The following is a 19,059-nucleotide window of genomic DNA, read 5'->3' as shown; positions in this document are numbered from 1 at the left end:
TCTGCATTCAGCGAAGCCCCCCCAAGGAGCCCCCCCCCGATATCCGGCATGCCGCACAGTTCGACCGCATTGGCCGCCTTCACGCTGCCGCCGTATAGAAGCCGCACACCTTGTGCGACCTCAGAATTCTCTGCCGCCAACTGAGCGCGAATGGCTGCGTGCACATCCTGCGCCTGTTGCGGCGAAGCAGTCAGCCCGGTGCCAATGGCCCAGACCGGCTCGTAAGCGATTACTGCCTTTGCAAAAACCTCAACACCCAGCTTCTCGATGACGCTGCCCAGCTGATGCCCGACAACCTCAAGCGTTTTACCGGCTTCGCGCTGTTCAAGGGTTTCCCCTATGCACAACACCGGAATCAAGCCACATGCCTGTGCCGCTGCAAACTTGCGAATGAGTGTTTCATCACTCTCGCCGATGATCTGGCGTCGCTCGGAATGCCCGACGAGCACCAGGGAACAACCTTCATCAGCCAACTGACTCGGAGCAACTTCACCGGTCAGCGCACCTTGTTTGGATTCCACCGCAGCGTTCTGCGCGCCGATCTTGATCGACTTGCCTTCCAGACCATCAATCACTTGATTGACATGCAGGAAAGACGGGAATACCGCTACATCAACACCGCTCGGCAAGGCCAGATTACGCAAGCCTTCGATCAGCTCAGCGACGCTGGCGCGGGTACCGTGCATCTTCCAGTTACCAGCTACCATAGGGCGACGCATGCTGTACCTCGTCGGTCAAAGTGGGCGCAGATGTTACCCAACACAATCATGGCTGGCAAGCCGAATTCAGGCAGAAACTTCAGTAACCAGTTTTGCCAGCTCTTCAGCGTAACCACGAACCAGTGTTTCGTCCTCGCCTTCGACCATGACCCGCACCAGCGGCTCTGTCCCGGACTTACGCAACAGCACGCGCCCACGACCGGCCATGGCCTGGGTTACACGCTCGCTGGCCTCCTTGACCGACGGATGATCGAGGGGGCTCGCCCCACCACCGAAACGGACATTGATCAACACCTGCGGACATTTGCGCAGCGCCTGGCGGGCCTGAGCCAACCCTTCGGAGCGAGTCTTCAGCGCCATCAGCACTTGCAACGCAGCGATGATCGCATCGCCGGTTGTGGTGTGGTTGAAGCAGACGATATGCCCGGAGTTCTCGCCACCGACCAGCCAGTTGCGCTCCAACAGGTCAGCGATCACATAACGGTCACCGACATTGGCGCGCACGAAAGGAATCGCCAGATCCGCCAGAGCCAGCTCCAGCCCCAGGTTACTCATCAACGTCCCGACTACACCACCCTGCAACTTGCCACGCTCATGCAGATCACGGGCAATAATGAACAACAGCTCGTCGCCATCGACGATTGCGCCAGTGTGATCAACCATCAGCACCCGATCACCATCACCGTCGAAGGCGATACCAAGATCCGCATGCTCAGCCATTACGGCGGCCTGCAACTGACCCATATGGGTCGAACCGCAGTTATCGTTGATGTTCAGGCCATTCGGCTGGGCCGACAGCACGACAACATCGGCACCCAGCTCACGGAACACACTAGGCGCCACTTTGTAGACCGCGCCATGTGCGCAATCGATCACGATCTTCAGGCCCGCGAAGCTGGTGCCAGTCGGGACGCTGCTCTTGCAGAATTCAATGTAACGACCCGAAGCGTCGTTGATGCGCGAAACCTTGCCGATCTTGCTCGACTCAACCACGGTCATCGGGGTGTCGAGCAACTCTTCAATCATCAGCTCGACTTCATCCGGTAGCTTGGTGCCCTTCCCGGAGAAAAACTTGATGCCATTGTCATCATGAGGATTATGCGAAGCACTGATCACGATGCCGGCTTCGGCATGAAACGTCCGCGTCAGATAGGCGATAGCCGGGGTCGGCATCGGCCCCAGCAGCATCACATCGGCGCCTGCCGACGTAAGCCCGGCTTCCAGTGCCGATTCAAACATGTACCCGGAAATGCGCGTGTCCTTGCCGACCAGTACCTTGCAGGCACCCATCTTGCGGAATGCCATACCGGCCGCCCAGCCAAGCTTGAGCATGAAGTCCGGAGTGATCGGATATTCGCCGACCCGACCACGAATGCCGTCGGTACCAAAATATTTCTTAGTCATAAGTGCTCCATCATTCTTATTCGGCTGATTCCACTGCAGCGATCATCCGCACCACATCGACTGTTTCGGCCACATCATGGACACGCAAGATACGCGCGCCTTTGACCGAAGCCAGCGCTGCAAGTGCCAGACCGCCAAAAAGGCGCTCTCCAACCGGACGATTCAACGCCAGCCCAATCATGCTCTTTCGCGAAACCCCAACCAACAGGGGCCGCCCCAAGGCATGCAAGGCTTCCATATGTTTGAACAAGCTTAGATTGTGCTGCAGGGTTTTGGCGAAACCGAAACCTGGATCAAGGATGATCCGCTCTGTCGGGATCCCCACGGAAGCACATTGCGTCATGCGCTCGGCAAGGAACTCGCCAACTTCTTTCGTTACATCCCGATACTGCGGGTTGTCCTGCATGTCGCCCGGCTCGCCGAGCATATGCATCAGGCATACCGGCAACCCCGTTGCCGCAGCAGCATCCAGGGCACCGTCACGCCGCAATGAGCGCACATCATTGATCAAACCCGCGCCCAGTCGTGCGGTTTCGCGCATGACGGCTGGCGTGGAGGTATCAACAGAAATAATGACATCCAGCTCACGATGGATGCGCTCGACGATCGGCGCAACACGCTCGAGCTCTTCGAGCGGCGAAACCGCCCTGGCGCCGGGCCGGGTCGACTCGCCACCGACATCAATCAGTGTCGCGCCAGCCGCCACCATCGCTTCGGCGTGGCGCAAGGCCGCATCGAGCTGACTGTATCGGCCGCCATCGGAAAAGGAATCGGGGGTGACATTGAGAATGCCCATGACATGCGTATGGGCCAAATCAAGAACCCGGTTGCCGCAAGGCAACCGGGTCAGGGACTGAACAGAAGTCATTTCAAACCTTAAACGTCAGCAGCCGGACCGCCGATCGGTGTTTCTGGACGCGGATCCTGCGCCACCGGAGGTGTACCGGAAGTACCGGCACCACCACCTGACCAGTCACGCGGCTCACGCGGCGTACGACCGGCCATGATGTCATCGATCTGATCGGCATCGATCGTCTCGTACTTCATCAAGGCATCCGCCATGGCGTCGAGCTTGTCACGGTTGTCCGTGAGGATCTGCTTGGCCGTGCCGTAGCACTGATCGATGATGCTACGCACCTCGGAGTCGATCAGCTTCGCCGTCTCGCCAGAGAAGCTTGCACTTTGACCGCCACCGCCGCGACCGAGGAACACTTCACCCTCTTCTTCGGCATACATCAACGGACCGAGTTTTTCCGACAGGCCCCACTTGGTCACCATGTTCCGCGCAATCTGACTTGCACGCATGATGTCGTTCGACGCACCAGTGGTGACGCCGTCGAAGCCCAAAGTCATCTCTTCAGCAATACGGCCGCCGTACAACGAGCAGATCTGGCTGATCAGTGCACGCTTGGACAGGCTGTAACGATCTTCTTCCGGCAGGAACATGGTCACACCCAGCGCACGACCGCGAGGAATGATCGACACCTTGTAGACCGGATCATGCTCAGGCACAACGCGACCGACGATAGCGTGGCCAGCCTCGTGGTAAGCAGTGTTCTGCTTCTCTTTCTCGGACATGACCATCGATTTGCGCTCGGCGCCCATCATGATCTTGTCTTTGGCCAGCTCGAATTCCTTCATTTCGACGATGCGCTTGCCGGTACGGGCAGCGAACAACGACGCTTCGTTCACCAGGTTGGCGAGGTCGGCACCGGAGAAACCCGGAGTACCACGAGCAATTACGGCCGGAGCGACATCGTCACCCATTGGCACTTTGCGCATGTGGACTTTGAGGATCTGCTCACGACCACGGATGTCCGGCAGACCGACCACAACCTGACGGTCGAAACGGCCTGGACGCAGCAACGCAGGGTCCAGTACGTCCGGACGGTTGGTTGCGGCAATGACGATAATGCCGTCATTCATTTCAAAGCCGTCCATCTCTACCAGCAACTGGTTGAGAGTCTGCTCGCGCTCATCGTGACCGCCACCCATGCCGGCACCACGATGGCGACCAACGGCGTCGATTTCATCGATGAAGATGATGCATGGCGCGTGTTTCTTGGCTTGTTCGAACATGTCGCGAACACGGCTTGCACCGACACCCACGAACATCTCGACGAAATCGGAACCGGAGATGGTGAAGAACGGCACCTTGGCTTCGCCGGCAATCGCCTTGGCCAGCAAGGTTTTACCGGTACCCGGTGGGCCGACCATCAGCACGCCGCGAGGAATGCGACCGCCCAGGCGCTGGAACTTGCCCGGATCACGCAGGAACTCGACCAGCTCACCAACTTCTTCCTTGGCTTCGTCGCAACCGGCAACGTCACCCAGGGTGGTTTTCACCTGATCTTCGGAGAGCAGGCGTGCCTTGCTCTTGCCGAAGCTCATCGGACCGCCCTTGCCACCGGCACCGCCCTGCATCTGCCGCATGAAGAACATGAAGACGGCGATGATCACCAGGATCGGGAAGCTTGCGACCAGGAGTTGAGTCCAGATGCTTTGCTGCTCAGGCTGCTTGCCTTCGACCACAACATGGTTATCCACCAGGTCGCCGATCAGTCCATTGTCCTGAATTGCCGGACGAATGGTCTTGAAGCTGTCGCCATCGTTGCGCTTGCCGGTAATCACATAGCCGTCTACGGCTACGCGCTCGACCTTGCCATCCTTGACCTGCTGGATGAAGTCGGAATAGTTGAGGGTCTGCGGCTCGTTAGGGCTGGAGAAGTTGTTCATCACCGTCACGAGGACAGCCGCGATGATCAACCACAGGATCAGATTCTTTGCCATATCGTTCAATTAACACCCTCTGAAGCAAGCTCCGCTATTGGCGCGCGCTTCGCATGATATTCACCGGCCTAACTTACTACATTACCTACGACTCTGGCAGGCGCCGTCTGTAACCCTTTGTGAAACACTTTCTACACATTATTCGCTAATGCCCGCGGGGCGAAATACGAAAAACCTATCGACCCGCTCAAAAACCTCGATTTACTCACTACGGCCGCGGTAGCCCCAAGCCAGCATGTATTGCTCGCGGGAACTGCCACGGGAAGAGTCCGGCTTGATCATCTGGACCTTGTCGAATTTCTGACGAGCGTCCTTCACGTAAGCATCAAACCCTTCGCCCTGAAACACCTTGATCACGAAATTACCACCTGGCTTGAGTATGCGAGCTGCCAGATCAAGAGCCAGCTCACATAGAAACATGGCTTTTGGCATGTCCACTTCAGGCGTACCACTCATATTGGGGGCCATATCGGAAATCACAAGGTCCACCTGCGAATTACCCACGGCTTCAAGGATCTGAGCGAGCACGTCGTCCCGGGTGAAGTCACCCTGAATGAAAGTCACGTCCGGAATGCTGTCCATTTCCAGGATGTCCGACGCGATCAGACGCCCCTGACCACCGATCAGCCGACTGGTGACCTGCGACCAGCCGCCGGGCGCCGCTCCCAGGTCGACAACGCTCATACCCGGACGGATCAGTTTGTACTTCTCCTGAACCTCCAGAAGCTTGTAACTCGCACGCGAGCGGTAACCATCCTTCTGCGCCTGCTTCACGTAGGGATCATTGACATGTCTTTGCAGCCACTTAAGGCTTGTCTTGGAACGGGCCACGGGCCACCTCTAAAATAAAACGGGTCGTGATTAACTGGGCGGTCCCGGACTCGCTCGGGTAAACTGGCCGCCGCTTTTTACAAGATCAGACGCAGGGGTCAGATTATGCCGCTCAAACCAGAGCAGAAGAAACAATACAAATCCATTGGCCACCATCTGAAACCAGTTTTGACTGTGGCTGACAACGGTTTGACTGAAGGTGTGTTAGCCGAACTTGAACGCGCGCTGGCGGATCACGAGCTGATTAAAATCAAGCTCAACATCCTCGATCGCGAATCCCGCCTGGCCACCGTTGCAGAAATTTGCAAGGCCGGCAAAGCGGACCTGGTTCAGGTCATCGGCAAGATGGCATTGATTTACCGCAAGAACTTCAGCGTCAACAAGCAGCTGTCGAACGTCCATCGCTTCGCGTGATGACAAGTGTCAAGGGTGTGCTTCGCGCACCCTGCCACTCCATCCAGGCACTGGTTGCAATACCAGCACCAGCCCGGAAAACCCCAGTACCAGATAGCTGAACGTTTCCCAGCGCACCGCCTGCGGCCAACCAAAGCGCACGATGAAAAACATCCCGCACGCATACAGCGCCATCAGCAGCAATTGTCCGCGAATATCGCGCCATAGACCGACAAGGCCTTCGGCCTGAACCAGCACCAAAGCCTGAAAAATCACACACGCTGTGGCGAATCCCACCATCAGCGCATTCAGCATGCCTTCAATTTCGTCGATCAGCAGCGGCGCCAGGCCAATCTTGCCCAGCACCGGCAGCAGACCGATATGCAACAACCACACGCCGCCCACCCATAACATCTGAGCCAGCTGCCAAAGCATGGCGCCCGCACGGAGCGGGCGCCTTCTTTCAGATGTGGCGGACTTCGACAATCTCGTACTCGATAACGCCGCTAGGCGTTTTGACCGCGACCACGTCACCTTCTTCCTTGGCGATCAAGGCGCGAGCCAGTGGCGAACCCACCGAAATCTTGCCCAGTTTGAAATCAGCCTCGTCCTCACCCACGATGTGGTAAGTGACGGTTTCGTCGGTTTCGACGTTGGCGATTTCAACGGTGGTGCCGAAAATCACTTTGCCGGTGTGAGGAATGGTCGTGACATCGATGATCACCGCATTCTGCATACGGCCTTCGATATCACGGATCCGCGCCTCGACCATACCCTGCTGCTCGCGAGCAGCGTGGTATTCGGCGTTTTCCTTCAGGTCACCCAACTCGCGAGCCGTACCGATGTCCTGGCTGAGCTTCGGGCGGACGACCTTGGTCAGGTGAGCGTGTTCTTCTTCCAGGGCTTTGGCGCCCTGGACAGTCATTGGGTATTTGATCATGCCTTCAATCCTGCGTGTAGGTCCTGCAAGCGGCGCACGGTCTTCTCGGGACCGAACTTCAGCGCTTCGCAGATAGCTTCGCCAGCAGCGATGGTCGTGGTGCAGTAGATCTTGTGCTGCAAGGCATTACGACGAATGGAGTAGGAATCAGCGATCGACTGACGACCTTCGGTGGTGTTGATGATCAGGGTGACTTCGTCATTCTTGATCATGTCGACCACGTGCGGACGACCTTCGGTCACCTTGTTCACACGACGCACTTTCAGGCCTGCGGCTTCGATCAGCTTGGCAGTACCGGCAGTGGCAACCACTTCGAAGCCCAAGTTGATCAGATCACGGGCCACGCCTGCAACCAGCGGCTTATCGTCGTCACGCACGCTGATGAACGCGGTACCGCCAGTCGGCAGCACTTCGCTCGCACCCATCTGGGCCTTGGCGAAGGCTTCGCCGAAGGTATCGCCCACGCCCATCACTTCACCGGTGGACTTCATCTCTGGGCCCAGGATCGGGTCCACGCCAGGGAATTTGGCGAATGGGAACACCGCCTCTTTCACGCTGTAGAAGTTCGGAATGATTTCCTTGGTGAAACCAATTTCTTTCAAGGTTTTACCAGCCATCACGCGAGCCGCGATCATGGCCAGGGAAACACCGATGCACTTGGACACGAACGGTACGGTACGGGAAGCGCGCGGGTTGACCTCGATGACGTAGATGTCTTCGCCTTGCAGCGCCAACTGCACGTTCATCAGGCCGACAACGCCCAGTTCCAGGGCCATTTTCTTGACCTGTTCGCGCATTTCGTCCTGGATGTGGCCAGGCAGCGAGTACGGCGGCAGGGAGCACGCGGAGTCACCGGAGTGAACGCCGGCCTGCTCGATGTGCTGCATGATTGCGCCGATCACCACGTCGGTGCCGTCGCAAACCGCATCCACGTCCATTTCGATGGCGCAGTTGAGGAAGTGGTCGAGCAGCACCGGGCTGTCGTTGGACACTTTCACCGCGTCACGCAGGTAGCGTTTCAGCTCTTCTTCTTCGTAGACGATTTCCATCGCGCGGCCGCCCAGTACGTAGGACGGACGAACCACCAGCGGGTAACCGATCTTGGCAGCGGCACGAATCGCTTCGTCTTCGCTGCGCACAGTGGCGTTTGGCGGCTGACGCAGGTTCAGGCGCTCGACCATCTGCTGGAAGCGCTCGCGGTCTTCGGCACGGTCGATGGCGTCAGGGCTGGTGCCGATGATCGGCACGCCGGCTTCTTCCAGGGCGCGAGCCAGTTTCAGCGGGGTCTGGCCGCCGTACTGGACGATCACGCCTTTCGGCTTCTCGACTCGGCAGATTTCCAGCACGTCTTCCAGGGTCACTGGTTCGAAGTACAGGCGATCGGAGGTGTCGTAGTCGGTGGAAACGGTTTCCGGGTTGCAGTTGACCATGATGGTCTCGTACCCGTCTTCGCGCAGCGCCAGTGCCGCGTGAACGCAGCAGTAGTCGAACTCGATGCCCTGGCCGATACGGTTAGGACCGCCGCCGAGGATCATGATCTTGTCGCGGCCCGACGGCGCAGCTTCGCACTCTTCCTCGTAGGTCGAGTACATGTAGGCAGTGTCAGTGGCGAACTCGGCCGCGCAGGTGTCAACGCGCTTATAGACCGGGAACACTTCCAGCTTGTGGCGGTGGCGACGCAGAGCCTTCTCGGTCACGCCCAGCAGCTTGGCCAGACGCATGTCGGAGAAGCCTTTACGCTTGAGCTTGAACATGAGGTCGCGGTCGATGCTGGCCAGACCCAGGGTCTTGACCTTCTCTTCTTCCTTGATCAGATCTTCGATCTGCACCAGGAACCACGGGTCGATCATGTTCATGCCGAAAATGTCTTCGACCGACAGACCAGCGCGGAAGGCATCAGCCACGTACCAGATACGCTCGGCACCCGGCACGGTCAGTTCGCGCTTGAGGATGCTCATGCTTTCCGGGTTGCTCAGGTCGAGCTTCTCGTCCAGGCCGCAAACGCCCACTTCCAGACCGCGAAGGGCTTTCTGCAGGGATTCCTGGAAGGTCCGACCGATGGCCATGACTTCACCGACCGACTTCATTTGAGTGGTCAGGCGCGCGTCGGCTTTCGGGAATTTCTCGAAGGCGAAGCGTGGCAGCTTGGTCACGACGTAGTCGATGGACGGCTCGAAGGACGCAGGAGTAGCGCCGCCGGTGATTTCGTTCTGCAATTCGTCCAGGGTGTAGCCGATCGCCAGCTTGGCAGCGATACGCGCAATCGGGAAACCAGTGGCTTTCGAGGCCAGAGCCGAGGAACGGGATACCCGCGGGTTCATCTCGATGACCACCATGCGACCAGTGTCCGGGCAGATGCCGAACTGGACGTTGGAGCCGCCGGTTTCCACGCCGATTTCACGCAGTACCGCCAGGGAGGCGTTACGCATGATCTGGTATTCCTTGTCCGTCAGGGTCTGCGCTGGCGCAACAGTGATCGAGTCACCGGTGTGCACGCCCATCGGGTCAAAGTTTTCGATGGAGCAGACGATGATGCAGTTGTCCTTCTTATCGCGGACAACCTCCATCTCGTATTCTTTCCAGCCGATCAGGGATTCGTCGATCAGCAGCTCTTTGGTCGGCGACAAGTCGAGACCACGGGCGCAGATTTCTTCGAACTCTTCGCGGTTGTAAGCAATACCGCCGCCGGTGCCGCCCATGGTGAAGGACGGACGGATGATGCACGGGAAGCCGAGCTTCTCGAGCACTGCATTGGCCTCTTCCATGCTGTGGGCGATACCCGAACGCGGGCAGTCCAGGCCGATGGATTTCATCGCCTTGTCGAAACGCGAGCGGTCTTCGGCCTTGTCGATGGTGTCAGCATTGGCGCCGATCATCTCTACGCCGAACTTCTCCAGAACGCCTTCGCGCTCCAGGTCCAGTGCGCAGTTCAGGGCGGTCTGGCCACCCATGGTTGGCAGCAGCGCGTCCGGACGCTCTTTCTCGATGATCTTGGCAACGGTCTGCCATTTGATCGGCTCGATGTACGTCGCGTCAGCCATGTCCGGGTCGGTCATGATGGTCGCTGGGTTGGAGTTCACCAGGATGACGCGGTAACCCTCCTCGCGCAGGGCTTTACAGGCCTGGGCGCCGGAGTAGTCGAATTCACAGGCCTGGCCGATAACGATCGGGCCAGCGCCGAGAATCAGGATGCTTTTTATGTCTGTACGTTTTGGCATGGGTTTGTCACTCAAATCCGCAGGTCAGTCGGCAAGCCGTCTTGTTCAATCTGTGAAGCCTTGAGGGGGCCACCGGTGTCGGGACCACCCTCAGGCTTTGCTGCATCAAGGCGAGCGATCAGCGTCGCTTGGCCATTTCGTTGATGAAGCGATCAAACAGAGGCGCTACGTCGTTCGGGCCAGGGCTGGCTTCAGGGTGACCCTGGAAGCTGAAGGCGCTCTTGTCGGTACGCTCGATCCCTTGCAAGGTGCCGTCGAACAGCGATTTGTGGATCGCCCGGACGTTGGCTGGCAGGGTCGCATCGTCTACCGCAAAACCGTGGTTCTGGCTGGTGATCATCACAACGCCGGTGTCCAGATCCTGGACCGGGTGGTTCGCACCGTGGTGGCCGTGACCCATTTTCAGGGTCTTGGCGCCGGAGGCCAGGGCCAGCAGTTGGTGACCGAGGCAGATGCCGAATACCGGAATCTCGGTTTCGAGCACGTCCTTGATCGCCTGGATCGCGTAGTCGCAAGGCTCCGGGTCACCCGGGCCGTTGGACAGGAACACGCCGTCCGGCTTCAGCGCCAGAACGTCGGCGGCTGGCGTTTGAGCCGGCACCACGGTCACACGGCAACCGCGCTCGACCAGCATGCGCAGGATGTTCAGCTTGACGCCGTAGTCGTAGGCAACCACGTGGTACGGCAGCTCGGAGGCGTCGATGGTCGCGTGGCTGTCGGTCTTCAAGTCCCAGACAGTCGAGCGCCATTCGTACTTCTCTTTGGTGCTGACGACTTTCGCCAGGTCCATGCCTTTGAGGCCAGGGAAACCCTGGGCAGCGGCGATGGCAGCTTCTTCGGAGATGTTGTCGCCGGCCATGATGCAGCCGTTCTGCGCGCCTTTCTCACGCAGGATGCGCGTCAGGCGGCGGGTGTCGATACCCGCGATCGCCACAACGTTGTTGGCTTTCAGGTAGTCAGACAGGGACATCGTGTTACGCCAGTTACTCGCAACCAGAGGCAGGTCACGGATGACCAGGCCAGCGGACCAGACGCGGTTGGACTCGGCATCTTCCGGTGTAGTACCGGTGTTGCCGATGTGCGGGTAAGTCAGGGTAACGATCTGTTGGGCGTAGGAAGGATCGGTAAGGATTTCCTGATAGCCGGTCATGGCGGTGTTGAACACCACCTCACCAACGGTTTGACCGTCGGCTCCAATTGCTTCGCCGCGAAAAATGCTGCCATCAGCAAGGGCGAGTATGGCTGGCTTAGTCAAGAAGACCTCCCGTAAATAAAGCCTGAAAGGGCGATCGCAGGTGTAAAAAAGCGGAGTGACGTATGGACACGTCACCCCGCTCATTCACTGAATTATTCTGCGCGCTTTTAGTGAACACACTAAAGCTGTAGCTTACAGAAAAAGGCTTTTTTGGTCTACCGCCAATGAGCCTTAAAGGCTATGGAATGCGACAGGGCGTCGCTTGGCGGAGTAAAACCGGGCTCAAACACACTGTTTGAACCCGATTTCGGGCGCATCTTAACGCAGGTCAAGCACGTCTTGCATGTCGTAGAGGCCAGGCTCGCGCCCATCCAGCCACAACGCGGCACGTACCGCGCCCTTGGCGAAGGTCATGCGGCTGGACGCCTTGTGCGTGATCTCGAGTCGCTCGCCTTCACAGGCAAACAGCACCGTATGATCACCGACCACATCACCACCGCGAACGGTGGCAAAGCCGATGGTCTCGCGCTCGCGCGCACCGGTATGACCTTCACGACCGTAGACCGCGACCTTCTGCAGATCACGACCCAACGCACCGGCAATCACTTCACCCATACGCAGCGCCGTGCCCGAAGGCGCGTCGATCTTGTGCCGATGGTGCGCCTCGATGATTTCGACATCCGCCTCATCACCCAGCACACGAGCCGCCATGTCGAGCAGCTTCAGCGAGAGGTTTACACCCACGCTGAAATTGGCCGCGAACACAATTGGAATATCCTTGCCCGCCTCGGCCAGCAACTGCTTCTGTGCAGCGTCCAGCCCAGTGGTGCCAATCACCATGGCTTTGCCCGCCTTTCGGCAGAACGCCAGGTTCTTCAGCATCACTTCCGGCAACGTGAAGTCGATCAACACATCGAACTCTTCAGCCACCGCTTCGACATGACCGGACAATGGCACGCCAATCCGCCCCAACGAAGCCAGCTCACCGGCATCTACACCGATCAGCGTGCTGCCGGGGCGCACGATGGCCGCCGTCAGACCGGTCAGCGGCGCGCGTTGCTGCACCGCTTCGACCAGGATCTTGCCCATGCGCCCGGCAGCGCCCATCACCGCAATACGTCGCATGCTCACTCCTTACAAGTCGCCGAAGAAGCGCTTCACGCCTTCGAACCAACCGGTAGTTTTCGGCGAATGGCTGTTGTCGTCCGCCAGGGAACTGCGGAACTCTTCGAGCAATTCGCGCTGACGACGACCCAGATTGACCGGGGTTTCCACCGCGACACGACACATCAGATCGCCAGCACCGCCGCCACGCACGGGCGCAACACCCTTGCCGCGTACACGGAACTGCTTGCCGGTCTGAGTCCCTTCCGGGATTTTCAGTTTGACCCGACCATCAAGGGTCGGAATCTCCAGCTCGCCGCCCAGCGCCGCATCGACAAAGCTGATCGGCACTTCGCAGAACAGATGCTTGCCGTCACGCTGGAAGATCGCGTGCTCGCGCACGTTGATCACCACGTACAGGTCGCCAGTCGGGCCGCCCTGAGCGCCCGCCTCGCCTTCGCCGGACAGGCGAATGCGGTCACCGGTGTCAACACCGGCCGGCACTTTCACGGAAAGGGTCTTGTACTCTTCGACACGGCCTTCGCCATGGCAGGAATCGCACGGATCGGAAATGATCTTGCCCTGGCCATGGCAGCGCGGGCAGGTTTGCTGCACCGAGAAGAAGCCTTGCTGCATGCGAACCTGACCGATACCACCGCACGTTGGGCAGGTGATCGGCGAGGAGCCTTTCTTGGCACCCGAACCGTCGCACGGCTTGCAGTTGACCAGTGTCGGAACGCGGATATTCACGGTCGTGCCGCGCACCGCTTCTTCCAGGTTCAGTTCCAGGGTGTAGCGCAGGTCGCTGCCGCGCTGAGCGCCGCCACGGGAACCGCCGCGACCGCCACCGAAGAAATCACTGAAAACGTCGCCAAAGATGTCGGAGAAGTTCTGACCACCAAACCCGGCACCGCCGCCACCCATGCTCGGGTCGACACCGGCATGACCATACTGGTCGTACGCCGCGCGCTTGCTGGAATCGGACAGCACTTCGTAGGCCTCGTTGGCCTCCTTGAACATCTCTTCCGACGCTTTGTCGTCAGGATTACGGTCCGGGTGATGCTTCATCGCCAGGCGACGGTAGGCCTTTTTCAGGTCTGCTTCGCTTGAGCCGCGTTCAACACCCAATACTTCGTAATAGTCACGCTTTGCCATAAGTCTTCACACTCTTAAGGACGTTCGGCAAATCCCTCCTGAGCTTCGCCAAACTCGTTGAGCCCCAATACAGGCCCGGACCCAACTCACGTCAATTCAACGATCCTGGTCTTTGTTCATTGCGGTACTTTCGGCTCGAGAAGCAGGAGCATTCCCGGCCATACCACCAACATCCGAACGCTGTCGCATGCTGTAAAAATTCGCTAACTCCAGACACGCCAACGCGGGAGCAAGCCCCCGCGCGGCGACATCCTACCAGTCACTGCCCAAAGGCAGTCAACCGGCCGACCAACAACTTACTTGTGGTCTTTGACTTCTTCGAACTCAGCATCGACAACGTCGTCAGCCTTTTCAGCCGATTCGCCTTGCGGTGCAGCGCCTTCAGCTGGCTGAGCCTGCTCGGCGTACATTTTCTGAGCGACTGGCGCGGAGACTTTCGACAGCTCTTCAACCTTGGCGTCGATCGCAGCCTTGTCGTCGCCTTTTACAGCGGCTTCCAGGGCAACAACAGCAGCTTCGATTGCAGTCTTCTCTTCAGCGCTTACTTTGTCGCCAGCATCAGCAACCATTTTGCGCGTCGAGTGAACCAGTGCATCGCCTTGGTTACGGGCAGCGGCCAGCTCTTCGAACTGACGGTCAGCGTCGACGTTGGCCTCAGCATCGCGAATCATCTGCTGAATTTCTTCCTCGGACAGACCGGAGTTGGCCTTGATCACGATCGACTGAGTCTTGCCAGTAGCCTTGTCTTTGGCGCCTACGTGCAGAATGCCGTTGGCGTCGATGTCGAAGGTCACTTCAATTTGTGGCACGCCACGTGGTGCTGGTGGAATCTCAGCCAGGTCGAACTTGCCCAAGGACTTGTTCTGAGCAGCTTGCTTACGCTCACCTTGCAGCACGTGAATGGTCACAGCGCCCTGGTTGTCGTCGGCAGTCGAGAACACTTGCGATTTCTTGGTAGGAATCGTGGTGTTTTTCTCGATCAGCGCAGTCATCACGCCGCCCATGGTTTCGATACCCAGGGTCAGCGGGCTAACGTCCAGCAGCAGAACGTCTTTCACGTCGCCGGCCAATACTGCGCCCTGGATAGCAGCACCCATGGCAACGGCTTCGTCCGGGTTCACGTCTTTACGAGCTTCTTTACCGAAGAACTCGGTGACCAGCTTCTGAACCAGTGGCATACGGGTCTGACCGCCAACCAGGATCACGTCGTTGATTGCGCCAACGTCGATACCGGAGTCTTTCAGAGCGATGCGGCAAGGTTCGATGGTGCGTTGAACCAGGTCTTCTACCAGCGCTTCGAGCTTGGCGCGGGAGATTTTTACGTTCAAGTGCTTAGGACCGGTAGCGTCTGCAGTGATGTACGGCAGGTTCACGTCGGTCGAATTGCTCGAAGACAGTTCGATCTTGGCTTTTTCAGCGGCTTCTTTCAGGCGCTGCATGGCCAGCGGGTCACCTTTAAGGTTCATGCCGCTTTCTTTCTTGAATTCGTCAACGAGGTAGTCGATCAGACGAATGTCAAAGTCTTCACCGCCCAGGAACGTGTCACCGTTGGTGGCCAATACTTCGAACTGGTGCTCGCCATCAACTTCAGCGATTTCGATCACGGAAACGTCGAAAGTACCGCCACCCAAGTCGTAAACGATCACGGTGTGATCGCCTTTCGCCTTGTCCATACCGTAGGCCAGAGCGGCTGCGGTTGGTTCGTTGATGATACGTTTAACGTCCAGGCCCGCGATGCGGCCGGCGTCTTTGGTCGCCTGGCGCTGGCTGTCGTTGAAGTAGGCCGGAACGGTGATTACCGCTTCGGTCACTGGCTCGCCGAGGTAGTCTTCGGCGGTTTTCTTCATTTTCTTCAGGATTTCAGCCGAGATCTGTGGCGGCGACATTTTCTGGCCGTTCACTTCAACCCATGCGTCGCCGTTGTCAGCCTTGGCGATTTTGTACGGGACCATCTTGATGTCTTTCTGTACGACTTCTTCGTCGAACTTACGACCGATCAAACGCTTCACCGCATACAGGGTGTTGTGCGGATTGGTCACAGCCTGACGCTTGGCCGACTGGCCAACGAGGATTTCGCCGTCGTTGGCATACGCGATGATCGACGGCGTGGTGCGCGCGCCTTCAGCGTTTTCAATAACTTTGGCTACGCCGTTTTCAAGTACGGAGACGCAGGAGTTGGTAGTTCCCAGGTCGATACCGATAATTTTGCCCATGTTAACTCTCCCGAAACTTTGGATTTGGTTGCCGCAGCAGTGGTGGCTAACTGCGGTAGCACTTAAACGCTTGACTTATAAATGGGGGCCTTGCGGCTGATTTCAAGCCTGCTCATCAATAGAAGGCGAAACCGGTGCAGGGGCCTTGCTGACCACGACCATAGCCGGGCGCAGCAGGCGACCGTTGAGCTGGTAGCCCTTCTGGAACACCTTGAGCACGCTGTTCGGCTCGACATCGGCGCTTTCCTGCATGGCCATCGCCTGATGATGAACGGCGTTGAACGGTTCGCCATGCGGATCGATCGCTTCCAGCTGATAACGCTTCAGGGTGTCCTGGAACATTTTCAGGGTCAGTTCGATACCTTCGCGCATTGGGCGGATGCTTTCGTCATCCGGATTGGACAACTCCAGGCCGCGCTCCAGGCTGTCGATGATCGGCAGCAGGTCGCCAGCGAATTTTTCCAGCGCAAACTTGTGGGCCTTTTCGACATCCTGCTCGGCGCGACGGCGGACGTTCTGCAGATCAGCCGCTACACGCAAAGCCTGATCATGAGCACCAGCCAATTGCTCTTCGAGCACTTGTACACGAGCCGTCAGCTCATCACCCGAAACCTGGGCAGCCTGATCGGCATCGAGATTTTGCGTATCTACTGTCTGTTCGTCAGCCATAGAATTTCTCCTTTCAATATCGTCCGCGAGCTCAACTCGCGCTTCTGCCCAGCTATATGGGGCCGCAAAATTCAGCTTCAAGGGGCACCGGAGTATTAACCCTACAAAAAGAGCAGCATTGTCATTCCCTGGCGCGCTAACGATTTCGTCGGACCAAGCAAATCGAGCTAAGGAAGGGCATTGTCAGGCGCAAATAAAACACTGTATAAATAACCAGACCTAAAGCCTGGGAGCGGCCTTTATGCTGGTGCACCTGTCCGTACATAACTACGCCATCGTTGAACATCTCGATCTCGAACTCGATCGCGGGATGAGCGTGATCACAGGGGAAACCGGCGCCGGCAAGTCGATCATGCTCGACGCCCTGGGCCTGACCCTGGGTGATCGCGCCGACAGCGGCGTGGTCCGCCCCGGTGCCGACAAGGCCGACATCCTGGCGACCTTCGACCTGGTCGATATCCCGGAAGCCAGCGCCTGGCTGGCCGAGCGCGACCTGGAAAGCGACGGCCCGTGCATCCTGCGCCGAGTGATTACCGCTGAAGGCCGTTCACGCGGCTATATCAACGGCACGCCCTGCCCCCTCGGCGACCTCAAGTCCCTCGGCGAGCTGCTGATTGATATCCACAGCCAGCACGAACACCAATCCCTGCTCAAGACCGACACCCACCGCCGCCTGCTCGACGAGTACGCCGGCGCCACGGATCTCGCCCGCCAGGTGCAATTGGCCGCCCAGCGCTGGCGCCAGACCCGCCAGGAGCTGGAACGCCTGTCCAACTCCGGCGATGAACAGCGTGCCCGCCATCAATTGCTGAGCTATCAACTCGAAGAGCTGGAAAACCTCGGCCTCGGCGAAAACGAGCTGGAACAACTGGAGCAGGAACACAAGAACCTGACCAATGCCGAAACCTTGCTGGGCATCTGCCGACAAGTAGTCGAGCAATGCAGCGAAAGTGATTCCGGCAACGTACTGAACGCCCTGACCGCCAGCCTCAACCGCTTGTCGAGCGTAAACAACTCGATCGGTGCCTTGGGCGAAGCCAGCAGCCTGCTGACCAGCGCGCAGATTCAGGTTGAAGAGGCCGTCGGCGAACTTAACCGATTCCTTGATAACTTCGACGCCGACCCGGCGCGCCTTCAATATCTGGAGGAGCGTCTCGATGCGATCTACACCCTGGCGCGCAAACACCGCATCCAGCCAACCGAAGTCGCCGAGATGCAGCAAAAGCTGCTGGATGAAATCGAAACCCTGAATGCCAATGACGAATCCATCGAACGCCTGAGCGATGAACTCGCGTCCTATGCGCGTCATTATCAAGAGAAGGCGCGGGACCTGAGTGATCTGCGCCATCAGGCCTCAGGCAGTCTGGCCAGCGCCGTGGAGCAGGAAATCCAGCGCCTGGGCATGCCTGGCGGGCGCTTTACCATTGAACTGCGCCCAAACAGCAGCAACGAACTGCTGCCCAACGGGCTGGAACAGGTAGAACTGCTGGTCAGCGCCAACCCCGGGCAACCGATGAAAGCCCTGGCAAAAGTGGCGTCGGGCGGTGAGCTTTCACGGATCAGCCTGGCGATCCAGGTCATCACCGCACAAACCTCCCGGGTTCCGACCCTGGTGTTCGACGAAGTGGATGTGGGTATTGGCGGCCCGACGGCCGAGATTGTCGGCCAGTTGCTACGCCGGCTCGGGGAGCGCGGACAGGTGCTGACGGTCACTCACCTGCCGCAAGTGGCGGCGCAGGGTCACCAGCATCTATTTGTTCACAAGGTACGCGGCGAGGATGCGACGCATACGGCCGTGTCCAAGCTGAGCAAGAATGATCGCGTTGAAGAAGTCGCACGCATGCTCGGGGGTATCGATCTGACGAAAGAATCCCTGGCCCATGCGAAGAAAATGGTCATTACCGCCAAAATTTAAGATCAGCAGAAAGCACGAAGGCGACCCTTGGGTCGCCTTCGCTCGTTTCGCGAACATCCTGTTCGCGCGACATGCTTACTTTTTCTTGCGCACGTACAGCACGAGATTGTGATCCACCATCTCGAAACCATACTTGTCGACGATCGCCTTCTGAAGACGCTCGATTTCTTCGTCGAAGAATTCGATCACTTCACTGGTTTCGACGTTGACCATATGGTCGTGATGCTTGCCGTCGTCCAGTTCGAAGACGGCATGACCGCCGTCGAAGTTGTGTCGCACCACAAGCCCAGCTGCTTCGAACTGAGTCAGTACACGGTAAACCGTGGCCAGACCGACGTCCTCGCCAGCCTCCATCAGCGCCTTGTAAACATCCTCGGCACTCATGTGGCGTTGCTCGGCGGAATCGAGCATTTGTAGAATTTTGACCCGTGGCAGGGTCACTTTGAGGCCGGCTTTGCGTAGTTCGCTATTTTCAACCATGGTCAGCTTTCTCGCGATGCTGCTTCGCAGCTT

At 58.3% G+C, this 19,059-nt stretch carries 16 protein-coding genes; 2 read left to right on the top strand and 14 right to left on the bottom strand.

Translation table 11 applies throughout. From position 1 onward, the window contains the following. The 5 genes from tpiA to rlmE all read right to left on the bottom strand — a co-directional run. A partial coding sequence (tpiA, locus tag ACIOYV_RS32815; RefSeq protein ID WP_401330584.1) for a triose-phosphate isomerase occupies positions 1-719 on the bottom strand: 719 nt, incomplete at its 3' end. A 66-nt stretch (positions 720-785) separates the two neighbouring features. Beyond that, positions 786-2,123, bottom strand: a complete 1,338-nt coding sequence (gene glmM, locus ACIOYV_RS32810) for a phosphoglucosamine mutase (RefSeq protein WP_163908347.1) — start codon at positions 2,121-2,123, stop codon at positions 786-788. Between the two features lie 16 nt (positions 2,124-2,139). Beyond that, positions 2,140-2,991: a dihydropteroate synthase gene (gene folP, locus ACIOYV_RS32805; protein ID WP_401330581.1), complete on the bottom strand. Its 852-nt coding sequence runs from the start codon at positions 2,989-2,991 to the stop codon at positions 2,140-2,142. Between the two features lie 8 nt (positions 2,992-2,999). Continuing rightward, positions 3,000-4,913, bottom strand: coding sequence for an ATP-dependent zinc metalloprotease FtsH (ftsH, locus tag ACIOYV_RS32800; RefSeq protein ID WP_054050044.1), 1,914 nt, complete (start codon positions 4,911-4,913; stop codon positions 3,000-3,002). A 201-nt stretch (positions 4,914-5,114) separates the two neighbouring features. Beyond that, the gene (gene rlmE / locus ACIOYV_RS32795; protein ID WP_020299918.1) at positions 5,115-5,744 is read right to left on the bottom strand and encodes a 23S rRNA (uridine(2552)-2'-O)-methyltransferase RlmE; all 630 of its coding nucleotides are present in this window, start codon (positions 5,742-5,744) and stop codon (positions 5,115-5,117) included. Positions 5,745-5,849: 105 nt separating this feature from the next. Between rlmE and ACIOYV_RS32790 the strand changes: the two genes are divergently transcribed. After that, on the top strand, positions 5,850-6,158 hold the full coding sequence (locus tag ACIOYV_RS32790) for a YhbY family RNA-binding protein (protein WP_054050049.1): 309 nt from the start codon (positions 5,850-5,852) through the stop codon (positions 6,156-6,158). 9 nt (positions 6,159-6,167) lie between these two features. Here the strand turns inward: ACIOYV_RS32790 and ACIOYV_RS32785 are convergent, their stop codons facing one another. The 8 genes from ACIOYV_RS32785 to grpE all read right to left on the bottom strand — a co-directional run bounded on the left by ACIOYV_RS32785 (position 6,168) and on the right by grpE (position 16,631). After that, complete coding sequence (locus ACIOYV_RS32785; protein WP_401330587.1) at positions 6,168-6,572, bottom strand: MFS transporter; 405 nt, start codon at positions 6,570-6,572, stop codon at positions 6,168-6,170. 28 nt (positions 6,573-6,600) lie between these two features. Next, the gene (gene greA / locus ACIOYV_RS32780) at positions 6,601-7,077 is read right to left on the bottom strand and encodes a transcription elongation factor GreA (RefSeq protein WP_054050053.1); all 477 of its coding nucleotides are present in this window, start codon (positions 7,075-7,077) and stop codon (positions 6,601-6,603) included. Further along, positions 7,074-10,295, bottom strand: a complete 3,222-nt coding sequence (carB, locus tag ACIOYV_RS32775) for a carbamoyl-phosphate synthase large subunit (RefSeq protein ID WP_401330575.1) — start codon at positions 10,293-10,295, stop codon at positions 7,074-7,076. The genes greA and carB overlap by 4 nt, the downstream gene beginning before the upstream one ends. A gap of 118 nt (positions 10,296-10,413) precedes the next feature. Then, on the bottom strand, positions 10,414-11,550 hold the full coding sequence (gene carA / locus ACIOYV_RS32770) for a glutamine-hydrolyzing carbamoyl-phosphate synthase small subunit (protein ID WP_163908338.1): 1,137 nt from the start codon (positions 11,548-11,550) through the stop codon (positions 10,414-10,416). 258 nt (positions 11,551-11,808) lie between these two features. Continuing rightward, positions 11,809-12,615, bottom strand: a complete 807-nt coding sequence (dapB, locus tag ACIOYV_RS32765; RefSeq protein ID WP_054050060.1) for a 4-hydroxy-tetrahydrodipicolinate reductase — start codon at positions 12,613-12,615, stop codon at positions 11,809-11,811. 9 nt (positions 12,616-12,624) lie between these two features. Further along, entirely contained in the window at positions 12,625-13,749 is a 1,125-nt protein-coding gene (gene dnaJ, locus ACIOYV_RS32760; protein WP_007933514.1) for a molecular chaperone DnaJ, read from the bottom strand. Positions 13,750-14,045: 296 nt separating this feature from the next. After that, positions 14,046-15,962: a molecular chaperone DnaK gene (dnaK, locus tag ACIOYV_RS32755; RefSeq protein ID WP_054050062.1), complete on the bottom strand. Its 1,917-nt coding sequence runs from the start codon at positions 15,960-15,962 to the stop codon at positions 14,046-14,048. Positions 15,963-16,064: 102 nt separating this feature from the next. Continuing rightward, the gene (grpE, locus tag ACIOYV_RS32750) at positions 16,065-16,631 is read right to left on the bottom strand and encodes a nucleotide exchange factor GrpE (protein ID WP_054050064.1); all 567 of its coding nucleotides are present in this window, start codon (positions 16,629-16,631) and stop codon (positions 16,065-16,067) included. Positions 16,632-16,872: 241 nt separating this feature from the next. Between grpE and recN the strand changes: the two genes are divergently transcribed. Next, positions 16,873-18,546 carry a DNA repair protein RecN gene (gene recN, locus ACIOYV_RS32745; protein WP_054616167.1) on the top strand — a complete coding sequence of 558 codons (1,674 nt, stop codon included), beginning with the start codon at positions 16,873-16,875 and terminating at the stop codon, positions 18,544-18,546. Between the two features lie 75 nt (positions 18,547-18,621). Here recN and fur read toward each other — a convergent pair whose 3' ends face one another. Continuing rightward, on the bottom strand, positions 18,622-19,026 hold the full coding sequence (fur, locus tag ACIOYV_RS32740) for a ferric iron uptake transcriptional regulator (RefSeq protein ID WP_003197684.1): 405 nt from the start codon (positions 19,024-19,026) through the stop codon (positions 18,622-18,624). Positions 19,027-19,059: the final 33 nt, after the last annotated feature.

It is taken from the genome of Pseudomonas sp. NPDC087342, assembly GCF_044744265.1.
GTDB lineage: Bacteria > Pseudomonadota > Gammaproteobacteria > Pseudomonadales > Pseudomonadaceae > Aquipseudomonas > Aquipseudomonas nunensis.
The sequence above is the reverse complement of the archived record's forward strand: the minus strand, read 5'-3'. Positions and strand labels throughout refer to the sequence as shown.